The sequence below is a fragment of the Slackia faecicanis genome (assembly GCF_003725295.1).
Classification (GTDB): Bacteria; Actinomycetota; Coriobacteriia; order Coriobacteriales; family Eggerthellaceae; genus Slackia; species Slackia faecicanis.
Genome location: NZ_QICB01000004.1, coordinates 22,384 through 35,005, shown reverse-complemented (window position 1 = coordinate 35,005; position 12,622 = coordinate 22,384). Strand labels below are relative to the sequence as shown.

10 protein-coding genes are annotated in these 12,622 nt (G+C 61.3%); 7 read left to right on the top strand and 3 right to left on the bottom strand.

Translation table 11 applies throughout. The annotated features are described in order from the left end of the window. The first annotated feature begins 152 nt into the window (after positions 1–152). From dcm to htpG, 3 genes are all read left to right on the top strand, one after another. Positions 153–1,427 (top strand): DNA (cytosine-5-)-methyltransferase, encoded by a 1,275-nt coding sequence (gene dcm, locus DMP07_RS06265; RefSeq protein ID WP_123198377.1) that lies wholly within the window; start codon positions 153–155, stop codon positions 1,425–1,427. 478 nt (positions 1,428–1,905) lie between these two features. Next, positions 1,906–2,829: a YaaA family protein gene (locus DMP07_RS06260; protein ID WP_123198299.1), complete on the top strand. Its 924-nt coding sequence runs from the start codon at positions 1,906–1,908 to the stop codon at positions 2,827–2,829. A 301-nt stretch (positions 2,830–3,130) separates the two neighbouring features. Further along, complete coding sequence (gene htpG / locus DMP07_RS06255; RefSeq protein WP_123198376.1) at positions 3,131–5,077, top strand: molecular chaperone HtpG; 1,947 nt, start codon at positions 3,131–3,133, stop codon at positions 5,075–5,077. Between the two features lie 106 nt (positions 5,078–5,183). On the opposite strand, the gene DMP07_RS06250 is transcribed toward htpG, so the two are convergent. After that, the gene (locus DMP07_RS06250) at positions 5,184–6,671 is read right to left on the bottom strand and encodes a helix-turn-helix transcriptional regulator (RefSeq protein WP_211324531.1); all 1,488 of its coding nucleotides are present in this window, start codon (positions 6,669–6,671) and stop codon (positions 5,184–5,186) included. A 293-nt stretch (positions 6,672–6,964) separates the two neighbouring features. On the opposite strand from DMP07_RS06250, the gene DMP07_RS06245 reads away from it, so the two are divergent. The 4 genes from DMP07_RS06245 to nrfD are packed head-to-tail and all read left to right on the top strand — an operon-like array spanning position 6,965 to position 11,337. Next, entirely contained in the window at positions 6,965–8,611 is a 1,647-nt protein-coding gene (locus DMP07_RS06245) for a molybdopterin-dependent oxidoreductase (protein WP_123198297.1), read from the top strand. A gap of 2 nt (positions 8,612–8,613) precedes the next feature. Further along, positions 8,614–9,648 (top strand): molybdopterin-dependent oxidoreductase, encoded by a 1,035-nt coding sequence (locus DMP07_RS06240; RefSeq protein WP_123198296.1) that lies wholly within the window; start codon positions 8,614–8,616, stop codon positions 9,646–9,648. 38 nt (positions 9,649–9,686) lie between these two features. Next, positions 9,687–10,346, top strand: coding sequence for a 4Fe-4S dicluster domain-containing protein (locus DMP07_RS06235; protein WP_123198295.1), 660 nt, complete (start codon positions 9,687–9,689; stop codon positions 10,344–10,346). A gap of 4 nt (positions 10,347–10,350) precedes the next feature. Continuing rightward, positions 10,351–11,337, top strand: a complete 987-nt coding sequence (gene nrfD, locus DMP07_RS06230) for an NrfD/PsrC family molybdoenzyme membrane anchor subunit (RefSeq protein ID WP_123198294.1) — start codon at positions 10,351–10,353, stop codon at positions 11,335–11,337. Between the two features lie 140 nt (positions 11,338–11,477). Here nrfD and DMP07_RS06225 read toward each other — a convergent pair whose 3' ends face one another. Together DMP07_RS06225 and DMP07_RS06220 are read right to left on the bottom strand one after the other, a co-directional pair. Then, positions 11,478–12,134, bottom strand: a complete 657-nt coding sequence (locus tag DMP07_RS06225) for an ATPase (RefSeq protein ID WP_123198293.1) — start codon at positions 12,132–12,134, stop codon at positions 11,478–11,480. Continuing rightward, entirely contained in the window at positions 12,134–12,517 is a 384-nt protein-coding gene (locus tag DMP07_RS06220; protein WP_161957046.1) for a helix-turn-helix domain-containing protein, read from the bottom strand. Before DMP07_RS06220 ends, DMP07_RS06225 begins: the two co-directional genes overlap by 1 nt. Between the last annotated feature and the right edge of the window lie 105 nt (positions 12,518–12,622).

The following is a 12,622-nucleotide window of genomic DNA, read 5'->3' as shown; positions in this document are numbered from 1 at the left end:
CAGTTTGCTTGTGAAGCCCCGGCCGCCTCGAGCGCCGGGGCTTCTTGCGTTCGAGGCGTAAGCGGGCGGTGCCGTCCGCCCGTGCGATCTTGACGGAGCGGGCTCTATTTGCGATCATGGATCCGATACGAACGAATGCTATGGAGGCTTGCATGACGAAGATTCGCGTTGCCGAATTGTTCGCGGGCGTGGGCGGATTCCGCTTGGCGCTCGATGGATACGACGACGAAGAACGCGGTTGGCATCGTCCCGCGGCGGGCGATTTCCAGACCGTCTGGGCGAACCAGTGGGAGCCTCCTGGAACCGAAACGCGCCAGTTCGCGGCGCGCTGCTACGCCGAGCGTTTCGGCGAGGGGTCCATCGTCAATGAAGATATCGAACGCGTGCTCGACCAGGTGGAGGCGGGCGAGCGCTCCATTCCCGCGCACGACATGCTAGTGGGCGGCTTTCCGTGCCAGGACTATTCGGTGGCGCGGCCGAAGAATCAGTCGGGCGGCATCGAGGGTAAGAAGGGCGTGCTCTGGTGGCAGATCTATCGCTTCCTGTATCTGTGCTCGCCGAAATACGTGCTGCTTGAAAACGTAGACCGCCTGCTGAAGTCGCCCGCGTCGCAGCGCGGCCGTGATTTCGCCATCATGCTGGCGTGCCTGAACGAGCGCGGCTATTCGGTGGAATGGCGCGTGGTGAACGCGGCCGATTACGGCGCGCCGCAGCGCCGTCGCCGCGTGTACGTGTATGCCGAAAAGGACGCGCCTGCATGGAATATCGAGGAGCGTGTGCGCGAAACCGGCGTGATGGCCGAGGCGTTTCCCATTAACTGCCTGGTCGCGAAGGCGAATGTATTCGCGGTGCAGGGCGAGCCGTACGAGGTGAGCGAAAACTTCGGCAAAGGCCTGAAGGCGTCGCCGTTTCACGGCGCGGGCGCCATGCAGAACGGCGAGGTGTTCACTGCGGAGGTGACGCCCGTGTACGGCGGTCCCTTCGCCACGCTCGGCGACGTGCTGATTCCCGAAGAACAGGTGCCCGAGGCGTTTTTCATCGACGACGACAAGCTCGAGCGTTGGGGGTATTTCAAAGGCGCCAAGAAAGAGGAGCGCACGCATGCGTCGGGCTTTACCTATATGTACAGCGAAGGCGGCATGGCGTTTCCCGATGCTCTCGACAAGCCGTCGCGCACCATTCTGACGGGCGAAGGCGGCGCGGGCGCGTCGCGCTTCAAGCACGTGGTGAAAACCGAAAGCGGCCGATATCGCCGTCTGGTACCCGACGAGCTCGACCAGCTGCAGACCTTCCCGAAAGGGTGGACCGCCACGGGCATGACCGACGGCCATCGCGCGTTTTGCATGGGCAACGCGCTCGTGGTGGACGTGGTGCACCGCATCGGCAAAGCGATCGCCCGCCGCGCCGAGGAAGCCGCGGGCGAATAGGGGCCGCGGTTTTGACCGCGAAAGATGAAGTGCTCGCGCATCTCGCCGTGACACTGCCGTGTCGCCGCATGCGTTCGGGTCTGTTCGGCGTTGTTCCCGGGTCGGGCGATGATGTCGCTGACGGTTTTTGCCTTGTCGTCATGCCGCAGCATGCGATTCGCCTCGCCGCTGACGAAGCTCGCGGTGCGGAAGGCCCGCGGCCGCCACGCCTGCGTGCGAGCGGCTTTGCCGTTATGGCGCGCCGCGCGCCTTGCCTCGGCGTGCCGTTTCGGGCGCTAGAGGCTTCGCCTTGAGGAGTTAAAAGGCGAAGGCGTGAGGCGCGAAGCTCGACCTTTCGCCGGATTTTGCGGGTGCGGTTTGCCTGCCTGCGGCGCGGCTCCTGGGTTTTTTCGAGGTCGATCGGGCGTTTTGCTTGTTTAGGATAGGGCTGCGCGGACAATCGTCCCAGGGGTTCGCAATGGCAATAAAGGAGGCTACCATGCTGTTCATAATCTCCCCCGCCAAGAAGATGGTCGACGCGGCCGATTCGTTCGCGTGGCGCGACATGCCGCGTTTTCTTCCGCAGACATGCGAACTGCTCGAGGCGATGCGCACGCTTTCTTACGACGAGGCGAAGGCGCTGTGGAAGTGCAGCGACGCGTTGGCGGAACTGAATTATGAGCGCGTGCAAAGCATGGATCCCGCCTGTGCCGCCGCATGCACGCCCGCGGCATTTTCGTACGAAGGCATCCAGTATCAGAACATGGCGCCGCAGGTCATGACGCAGGGGCAGCTCGATTATCTGCAGCGGCACCTGCGCATTCTGTCGGGCTTTTACGGCGTGCTGCGTCCGTTCGATGCGGTGGTGCCGTACCGACTTGAAATGCAGGCGAAACTTGCCGTGGGCGGCGCGCGCGACCTGTACGGCTATTGGGGTTCGCGCTTGTACGAGGCGCTGGCGGATGATCTTGCGCAGCAGGGATGTGGGCTCGGGCCGACGAACGGGGGCGGTGCGCCCGCGTCCGATTGCGACAAGAACGAAGGCTGCCAGGCGGATGGCCTTGCGGCCGATTCCGGTGGCGTCCAGCCTGATGCGGCGGGTTCCACTGGTGTGCCCGCGCCCGAAGAGCCCGTCATCGTGAACCTCGCGTCGGTCGAATATGCGAAAGCCGTGCTGTCGCATGCGAAGGCGGCGGCCAAGGCGGGCTCGCCCGTGCGTGTGCTGACCTGCCTGTTCGGCACGCTGCGCGCCGGCAAGCTTGTGCAGCGCTCGACTGAGGCGAAGGCGGCGCGCGGCACCTTCGTGCGCTGGTGCGCCGAAAACGCGATCGGGCGCGTGGAAGACATCAAGCGCTTCGATGCGGCAGGGTATACGTTTGACCAGGAGGTGTCGACAAACGATACCTTCGTGTTCGTGAAATAGCGGTGCGGTTCGTTTGCGTGGAGCGAGGCGCGGTCGGGGCCAGGCCGCGCTTTTTCGTTTTCGCAACGAAACGTCAACATTGCATGGAGCCTTCTTGGGCTTCGGTTGACAGCGCAATGGTCGGTACTACAATCCAGATTAGCACTCACCTCTCTTGAGTGCTAAAAAGCGATTCGCGGCGAACCGTCCGCATGCGATGCGCATCAAGCGCGACTCGCATGCCGACGTCATCGCCCATTTCCCTACGGTCATAACGGCGCGGTCCGCCCGCGCGATGCACGAAAGAAGGAAGGCTTCATTCATGAAGAAGTTCAAGACAGAGAGCAAAAAGCTGCTCGACCTCATGATCAATTCGATTTACACCAACAAAGAAATCTTCCTGCGCGAGCTGATTTCCAACGCCTCCGACGCGGTGGACAAGCTCTATTTCAAGAGCCTTACCGATTCCGACGTGAAGGTGGGCAAGGACGAACTGGCGATTCACGTGGGCTTCGACCACGATGCCCGTACCGTCACGGTGAGCGATTCCGGCATCGGCATGACCAAAGACGAGCTCGAGAAGAACCTCGGCACCATCGCGCATTCCGGCAGCCTGGAGTTCAAGACCGACAACGCCGAGGCCCAGGGCGATGACGTGGATATCATCGGCCAGTTCGGCGTGGGCTTCTATTCCGCCTTCATGGTGGGCAAAGAGGTCCGCGTGACCTCGCGCGCCTACGGCTCCGACGAGGCTTGGTGCTGGGTGAGCGACGGCGTGGAAGGTTACACGATCGAACCCGCCGAGCGCGCTGCTCACGGCACCGACGTGGTGGTGGTCCTCAAGGACAATGCCGATGAGGAGAACTACGATACGTTCCTTTCCGAGTGGGGCCTGAAGAACCTCATCAAGAAGTACAGCAACTACGTGCGCTATCCCATTCAGATGGAATGCGAAAAGACGCGCGAGCTGCCCAAGCCGGAAGACGCCGGCGACGATTATCAGCCCGAATTCGAGCACTACACCGAAACCGAGACCGTCAATTCCATGATTCCCATCTGGAAGCGCAGCAAGTCCGACGTGACCGAAGAGGAATACAACGAGTTCTACAAGTCCGATTTCCACGACTGGGCCGACCCTGCGCGTACGATCAAGGTTCACGCCGAAGGCGCGCTGACCTACGACGCTCTTATGTTCATTCCCACGCGTGCACCGTACGACCTGTACAGCAAGGACTTCAAGAAGGGCCTGGCGCTCTACAGCTCCAACGTCATGATCATGGAGAAGTGCGAAGAGCTGTTGCCCGACTATTTCAACTTCGTACGCGGCGTTGTGGACAGCCAGGACTTGCAGCTCAACATTTCTCGCGAAACGCTGCAGCATAACAGCCAGCTGCGTGCGATCGCCAAGAAGCTCGAGAAGAAGATCAAGGGCGAACTGGCGAATATGCGCGACAACGACCGCGAGGCCTACGAGGCGTTCTTCGAGGAGTTCGGCCGCGGCCTGAAGTACGGCATTTACAGCAGCTACGGCATGAACAAGGGCGAGCTGGCCGACTTGCTGCTGTTCTATTCTGCCAAGGAGCAGAAGATGGTCACGCTGGACGAATACGTGGCCGCCATGCCCGAGGGCCAGGATTCCATCTTCTACGCCGCCGGCGAATCGGTCGATCGCTTGGCCAAGATGCCTGTGGTGAAGGCCGTCATGAACAAGGGCTACGATGTGCTTTTGTGCACGCAGGACGTGGACGAGTTCTGCTTCCAGGCCATGATGGGCTACGGCAAGCCCGCCGCCGAAGGCGAGGAGTTCGTCGAGAAGCCGCTGAAGAATGTCGCGTCGGGCGACCTGGGTCTTGAGACCGAAGATGAGAAGAAGGCCGCCGAAGAGGCCGCGAAAGAAAACGAAGGCCTGTTCGGCGCCATGAAGGACGCGCTTGGCGAGCATGTATCCAAGGTGAGCGTTTCTACGCGCCTGGCCACGGCCGAAGACGCGCCCGCGTGCATCACCGCCGAGGGCCCCGTGTCGCTCGAGATGGAGAAGATCCTGTCTCAGATGCCTGATGGCGGAGAGGATATCAAGAGCCAGCGTGTGCTCGAGGTGAACGCACAGCATCCGATTTTCGCTACGCTGAAGGCCGCGCAGGAAGCGGGCGATGCCGACAAGGTGGCAAGCTATGCCGGCCTGCTGTACAACCAGGCTCTCCTGGTCGAGGGTATGCCCCTGGAAGACCCCGTCGCCTTCGCCAACGAAATCGCGAAGCTGATGAAGTAGGAGTGCGTCGTTCTGCCGGTCGGCAACGACTCGGCGGCGTACATGCCGCCTGCATCGGAGAGGTCCGCAATATGCGGGCCTCTCCTGCGTTTAGCGACCTTTGCGTTTATCGGGTTTCCGTAAGTTCGGCGGGCGCGGGGCCTTCGTTCTTGCCGAACACCAGGTCGAGCATTTCCTGGCGATTGCCCACATCGAGCTTCTTGTAGATATGCGCGATATGCGTCTTCACGGTGTTTTCCGCCAGCACCAGTTCGTCCTGAATGTAGACGCGGGTGCGTCCCTGGGCCAGCAGCACAAGCACTTCGGTTTCGCGCGGCGAAAGCTTGTATTCGCTTGCTATTTCGACGCAACGTTCCTCGATGCTCGCTGCGATGCGGTCGGCAAGCGCGGTGGATTCTTCCTGCGCCTCGTTGTGCGGCGTTTGGGCTTCTTCTTGATCCGCGCTGCTCGAATTGGTGTGAGACACGATCATCGTCAGCAGGTAGATGGCGGTGATGGCGATCGCCATCACCGGCGCTTCCAAGGTGTCGTTGTCGCCCAGCAGGAAAAGCCAGATGATGGACAATGCGCTATAGACGGCCAGCGCGAGGCCTGCGACCCTGCGGGCGGGCATGGCGGTGCTTGCGATGGTGCAGGCGATCGACGCCCAGAACAGCATATGGGCGAACGAGTCGTCCAGAATCATGAACGTGTAGAGAATCGCAGACTGCGGCCCTTGCGAAAAAAGCATCACAAGCGAGGCGAACAATGTCAGCACGATAAGCAGGAATGCCGGCTGGAAGCGCAGCAGGGCGGGTCGAGTTTCGGCGCGTACCAGCGCATACCATGCGAACAGAAGAACTCCGGCCGCGTACGCGAGAACAAGGGCCGGCGATGTGGTCATGGGGGCGGGGTCGAATTTCGCATCCCAGGTTCCGCATGGGCTCAGCGTGCGCACCGTGGCAAGAAGCGCTGCGGTGGCGCCGAGCAGAATGAAGATTTTCCCCGCCTTGCTTTCGAGGGCCGTTTTTCTGTCGGGAACCGCTTCGTCGGCCGTCTCGTCGTGTTCTTTCGCAAAGGCGTCTTTTTCGACGCCGCTCGTCGCTTCTTCTTGCTCGACCATCGTGCGGACGATCTGGAGCAAGGCCATGGATACGAACGGCAGGCACACGGCGATTCCTGAAATCGCCGTGTGCTCGAAGGTCGATTCGATGGCGAGCCTGACTACGGGCTCCATGGAGAGCGCCGCGGCAAGGCAGTATACGATGCGGGCGATGGATCCGGTTCGCGCAAGCAGGAGTCCGTAGCTCACGACGAACCAGCAGTATCCTACGCCGAGCGCCAAGAGCCCCGTGATGCAGAGCATGGCGGGCGGGAAAAGGTTTTGATTGGATGCCAGCGCGATGCAGGCGGTGCCGGTCGCGCCGATGAACGGCAGAAGCACCGACAGCGTGGCGTCGGCGGCGCGGGGCAATTTCGGTTTCACGGCGAACGCCGCGCTGAGTGCGAGGATGCCTGCAAGAAAGAAGACGCGGGGATTTACTACGAGGAATTCAGGCAGCGCGCTGCGCAGGCCGAACACATGGTCGGAGAGCGCCGACCATACGAAAACCAATACGAGACCGATTGCCGCATATGCCGAACAAAGCGCCGAGGCGCTTGGGCGGTGTGCCATAGTTCTCCCTTCGCGCCGACGGCGTTTTATTCATGGATAATTCTATTCTAACCGATCAGATGCTTATGACAAGGCATCAACCAAACCGGGTTATGCCTCCCACCTGGGGTTATATAAAGTTCGCCCCTTTACGTCGATAGAAGCGAAGTTATCCGGCGGGTAGTGTTCTCCCCGACGCCGGTCAAGGAAGGCGTCGAATCATGCGCATGACGCGCACAAGGAAAGGGGGAATAATGCGGAAACCAGGAAGGGGAGTCAAGGGGAAGCTCGCGCTTGCGGCCGTGACGCTTGCCGCCGGGTCCATGATGGCCGCCGGCTGCGCGCAGCAGGATGCTGCCGAGCCTGAAGCGGCGTCGACTGAAACCCAATACTCCGACACCTACGAAGAGGCGGAGGGCATTCTGGCCGAAATCAACGAGCGCCAGGATAAGATCAACGAAGAATACGCTCCGGAGATCCGCACGCTCGCAGACGGCACCAAGGTGCAGCGCACGCCCACCGAGTATCGCGGCTATCACTGGAATCGCCCGTACACGAACGGCAACTCCTACAACACCTATTGGCTTGATGCCGATAACCGCGGCTGCAATGCGTGCCATGAGGACCTGAAGGACACGCTGGCCGGCATGGAGTACTCGCATCTTACGATCTTCAACCCTGCGTTGAACAACTGGATCACCGTCGACCAGTGCATGCTGTGCCACAGCGACGACGACGGCTATGAGATGGGCACGCTTATGCATGCCGTGCATTACGGCGAGCGCAACAACGCCAACTTCGAGCAGCGCGGCGGCGAATGCCAGAGCTGCCACAACATGACCGAAAACGGCGAAGGCGTCGAGCTTTGGGACCAGGTCAAGTACGATCACATGGACGGCATCGTCAAGGAGAAGGACGTTCAGGGCGAATTCACCTTCGACCAGACCACGACCAACACCATGGACGAGATGTTCACCTATGACTGGATCCATTCCGATTACGACCACCTGCTGGCTATCATGGGCAAGAACGGCGAAGATCTTCCCCTGCCTCAGGAAATGGTGGACAACTGGGAGATCAACATCACCGGCCTGGTGAACCAGCCCTATACCGCCAAGCTTAAGGACCTGATCGCCGAGGCCGAGGCCGAGGGCGCGTCGGTCACCAAGATCTCCAAGATCCACTGCCTGGACAACATGCCTGGCGGCGGCGGCATCTCCAACGTCGAAATCACCGGCATCCCGCTGAATTGGCTGATCGAGCGCGGCGGCGGCCTGAAGGAAGGCGTCACCGGCGTGACCGTCGACCGTCGCGAGTTCCACACCGACGGCGCACAGAACCACAGCACGCGCGGCGCGGCTCCTGAGAAGTTCGACGACGTGTACCTGGTCTACAAGATCGGTGGCGAGCCTTTGAGCGTAAGCGCCGGCGCCCCTTGCCTTAACTGGATCGAGGCGAACGACGCCCAGGGCAACGTGAAGCAGTGCGTGGGCTATCACCTGACCGACGAGGACAAGGACTGGGCGGCCATCTCCGAGAACGGCTTCGACAGCTACGACGAGGGCCCCTACATGAACAAGCCCAACGTCACCACGCTCGGCGTGCCTGACGGCAAGATCATCGAGACCGGCAAGCCCTTCACCTTCGAAGGCTATGCGGATGCATTCGACGAGGCCGTGACCAAGATCGAGTTCTCTATGGACGGCGGCAAGACCTGGACCGCATTCGACCTGGGCCAGACCGACGCCCGCCAGTGGGTGTGGTGGACCTTCACCTGGACGCCCGAAACCGACGGCAGCTACGTGCTCATGACCCGCGGCACCACCGATACCGGCCTGGTGACCGACGAGGGCTATATCCACAAGGTCATGGTCACCGCGAAGACGAACGTGGAGGAATAGCGATGAAACGTTCTTTCGGAGTGAAAGTGCTGGGATGCACGATGGGCGCCACCATGGTGCTCGGCGGCATCGGCTCCATGATGCCTAATACGGCTCTTGCGGGCAGCAGCGATAAAGAAGAAGGCCCCATCGATGTGTGGCAGCGCGCGGCGGTCGACTATGACAAAGTGGCCAACGTTCAGGGCGGCTTCACGTTCACGCAGGACACGCTGACCCCTGCCGACGAGGTGTTCAACCTGTTCGGCACCGCCACTACCACGATCTGCGCGAAGCCTGGCTACGCGTTCGACGAGGTGACGCACGAGGATTACTACGTCAACGTGGGCGGCGTCGTCGACAAGGTGTACTCCATCGGTCTCGACGAAATCGAGCGCATGGAGGCCGAGCGCAAGGACATGCGCTGCACGTGTGGCATGAGCCCGGCCGTGGCCATGGCCAGCGTCACGGGCGTCAAGGTGTCCGACCTGGTGGAAATGGCGGGTGTTGGCGCCGGCGCCAACACGATCACCTTCAAGGACAAAGACGGCTACGGCCTTCCCATGCCGCTGTCCTACGTCATGGAGAAGGAGGCCCTGTTGGTCTACCAGGTCGGCGACAAGCCGTTTTCCGACGGCGAGCGCCTGCAGGTGTGGATTCCCGACACCGTGGCGAAGTACTTCACGCGCGCCGTGGCTGAAATCGAACTGTCCGTTTCCGAGGAGGTTCCCGAGGTCGAAGGCCCCGATGCCGACTACCGCGCCAAGGTGAGCATCCTCAACACCGTGAGCGATAGCTTCAAGGTGGGCGACCTGATCGCATTCGAAGGCTACGCCGACGACTGCGGCACCAAGGTGACGGCGGTCGAGTTCTCCCTCGACGGCGGCGAAACCTGGACGTCGTTCGACACGTCTTCCTCCGACGCGGAAGACTGGGTGTATTGGCACTTCGATTACACCCCCGAACAGGCCGGCATCTACAAGCTCGACGTGCGCGCCGTGACCGAGGACGGAACGGTTTCGCCTCTGGGCTCGAGCACGGTGTTCGAAGTCGAAGAATAAGTACTTCCGCCTTCGGGCGGTGAAAGCGAGGAATTCGAATGGGAGAAAGCGTGAATATGACGCGCCGCGCGATGCTGACCGCATCGGCCGCAGGCGCCTGCGCGCTTGCTCTCGGCGCAGCGGCCGTCTCCGGGAAAGAGGCGGCCGCCAGCGAGGCGAGCTCAGGCTCGAACGCCGAAGGGGTCAGGTACGGCTTCCTCACGGCGCTCTCGCGCTGTTCCGGATGCGGACGGTGCGTCGAGGCGTGCAGAAAGGAGAACGGTTTTTCCGACGATACTCCCGACAGAAGGCGTGTGTCTTCGTTCAAGCGCAGCCGCGGCAGGACGTTCTTCATTTCGACGTCGTGCATGCATTGCGCCGACCCGAGCTGCATGAAGGTGTGTCCCGCCGGTGCCATCTCGAAAGACGAGCATGGCGTGGTCAAGGTGGACCCGAACCTGTGCATCGGATGCAAGTACTGCTATCAGGCGTGCCCGTACGAGGTGCCGCAGTACAACTCGGTGTCGATGGACAAATGCGACTGCTGCCAGAAGGCGGGCGTCGAACTGGGCGAAGAGGACCCGTATTGCGTGCGCGCGTGCAAGTTCGGCGCGCTGAAGTTCGGGCCTTTGGATGAGCTGCTCGAGGCGACGAACGGGTCGGCGGTGCCTATCGCCGAGCTGAACGACCCGTCGTGCCTGGTGCTTGGAACGGAGTAGGGCCATGGAGTTGCAATCTGTTTGGGGATGGCAGCCCGCGCTTTATCTGTTCTTGGGCGGTATGGGCGCAGGCGCGTTCATCATGGCGGCCATCCTGTATTTGAAGGACCGGGAACGCAACGCGCGCATCGTGTGCGTTTCCATGTGGGCGGCGGCCATCAGCCTTATCGTGGGCTTGTTGCTGCTGCTGATGGAGCTGGTCACGCCTTTGCGCGGCCTGCTTATGTGGCAGAGTTTCAGCCACTTCACGTCGTGGATGACCTACGGCGCGTGGGGCGCGTTCGGCGCCATCGCGGCATTCGGCGTTTCGGCGCTGTTCGCCACGCCGAAGGTTGCCGTATGGCTGACGGGCAAGTGCTCCTGGTATGCGCAGCATGAGCGCGGCGTTCGCACGGCGTTCGCCGTGGCGGGCATCGTTTTGGGCGCGTTCGTGGCGTTCTACACGGGCATGCTGCTCATGACGGCGGGAAGCGTTCCGTTCTGGGACACCCTGCTTCTGCCCGCGCTGTTCACCGTGTCGGCGTTCGACACGGGCGTGGCGCTTGTCGAAGTGGTCGCGATCGCGCTTGCCAAGAAAGAGGCGGTCGATCACGGCACGAAGCGCTTCATGGAGAAGTGCGTCGTGGTTCTGGTGGTGCTCGAGGTCGTGGTGCTGGCGGCGTTTTTGGGCAGCATGCTGCTCGCCGACGCGAGCACGCCTGTCGGGGCGGCCGCTGCGGCATCGGCCGGCATGTTCGTGTCGGGCCAGCTGGCCGTGTGGTTCTGGGGCCTGGTGGCGGTCGTGGGCCTTGCCCTGCCTCTGGCCATGGCGATCAAGGGCCTGCTCGCGAAAGAGGAGTCCGCGGGCTCCGACGCGAAAGCCGTCGACACGCCGACTTTGGTCGGCGCGTTGGGAGCGCTTGCGGGCGGCTGCGCTCTGCGTTTCCTGGTGCTGGCTGCCGGCATCCATGCGGATGTGGTGGCCGACACCATCATGAAAATGATCGGTTAAACCGGTTCCTCCTCCGACGAGGCCGCCTTCGGGCGGCCTCGTTGCGTTTGCGGCCGAAGTTGCGAGAGGGCTGCTTGAGGGGCTTCTTCTTGGCGTCGGCGTTTACCGGTCGATTCGACGATTCGCTAAGTCGGCGTGGGTCACTCCGCTTGCCGCCAGTTTTCGGACTTCATCGCGCGTGCCAGCCACGAGGTGGCCGCTTTGCGGCCCGACCACCAGCAAAGGGTGCCGTTTCTCCAGGCGGCAATGCGCGTGAGCTCCTCGGTGTTGTCGTATACGCGTACTTCGTCGCAGAAGTCGAGGCATTGCGCGAAATTCGAGAGCGAACCGTCGAATCGTCGGCGCACGTCTTCGTCGTCGATGAAGTGTCCGCCCATATTCGCCCTGTGGTGCACGCGGGCTACGGCGGTTTCAGGGCTGTCGACGCCGACGTAATAAAGTCGTATTTCGTAGCCTGATTCGTGCGCCCTTTTCAGCCTTGCCAATGCCGTTCTGCCCGTCAGCGTAGTTTCTTGGTTGAAGGATTGTCGTTTTTCGAGATGCTTTTCTACCAGGGCGAGCGCTTTTTTTCCTGCTTCGACCTGCGCCTTGAAAGATGACGGGTCGGCTCCCGACTCTTTGAGAATTTCATCGGGATTGATTCGCGCGAGACCGTTGTCTGAATTGCTGCGACGCCAAAGCTTCGATCTGTAGAGGGTCGATTTTCCTGCGCCGTTTACTCCTGCGAAAACAACGTATTGCGGTCGGTCCGAGCTCGCGCTTTCGCGCGAGCCCCGAATGCTTGTCAGCGCATTCACTAATACACCCCCTGCGCAATCAGTTCACGCTGTCTGTATTGCAGAAAATAGTCGGCCACGGCCATATAAAACCCCGCCTCCTCCTGGCTCTTTGCGTCTTCGATGGCTTGAAGCGACGGTTCGAACTGAAAGGCGCGCTTGCATTCGAGGTAAAGGCTATGGAGTTCTGGCGCGGTGGGGGCGTTGTCTGCTGGCGGGAGCTTGCTTGCGCGGGCCGGTCTTCCTGCAGAGGGTTTTCGGGAAAGCCTGTTGTAGACCGACTCGTCCGTCAGAGCCCATGTTCGGCCTATTTTCACGCCATCGAGTGCTCCTTCGCTGACGAGTTTCCTCACGCGCGCAGCCGATATGCCAAGAATCTCTGCGCTTTGGGAGACGGAGAGCATAAAGGCTCCTTTCCACGAGTTGCAGATAAGAGCCATCATAATAAATAGTTGCGTATTCGCAATGAATATTATGCGCGGAGTTCCGCGCAGCAATTGTTCGAGGGG

What these genes read in the sequence shown, in the direction of transcription:
- dcm (WP_123198377.1), top strand. Translation starts at nt 153, where the DNA reads ATGACGAAGATTCGCGTTGCCGAATTGTTCGCGGGCGTGGGCGGATTC.
- DMP07_RS06260 (WP_123198299.1), top strand. Translation starts at nt 1,906, where the DNA reads ATGCTGTTCATAATCTCCCCCGCCAAGAAGATGGTCGACGCGGCCGAT.
- htpG (WP_123198376.1), top strand. Translation starts at nt 3,131, where the DNA reads ATGAAGAAGTTCAAGACAGAGAGCAAAAAGCTGCTCGACCTCATGATC.
- DMP07_RS06245 (WP_123198297.1), top strand. Translation starts at nt 6,965, where the DNA reads ATGCGGAAACCAGGAAGGGGAGTCAAGGGGAAGCTCGCGCTTGCGGCC.
- DMP07_RS06240 (WP_123198296.1), top strand. Translation starts at nt 8,614, where the DNA reads ATGAAACGTTCTTTCGGAGTGAAAGTGCTGGGATGCACGATGGGCGCC.
- DMP07_RS06235 (WP_123198295.1), top strand. Translation starts at nt 9,687, where the DNA reads ATGGGAGAAAGCGTGAATATGACGCGCCGCGCGATGCTGACCGCATCG.
- nrfD (WP_123198294.1), top strand. Translation starts at nt 10,351, where the DNA reads ATGGAGTTGCAATCTGTTTGGGGATGGCAGCCCGCGCTTTATCTGTTC.
- DMP07_RS06220 (WP_161957046.1), bottom strand. Translation starts at nt 12,517, where the DNA reads ATGCTCTCCGTCTCCCAAAGCGCAGAGATTCTTGGCATATCGGCTGCG.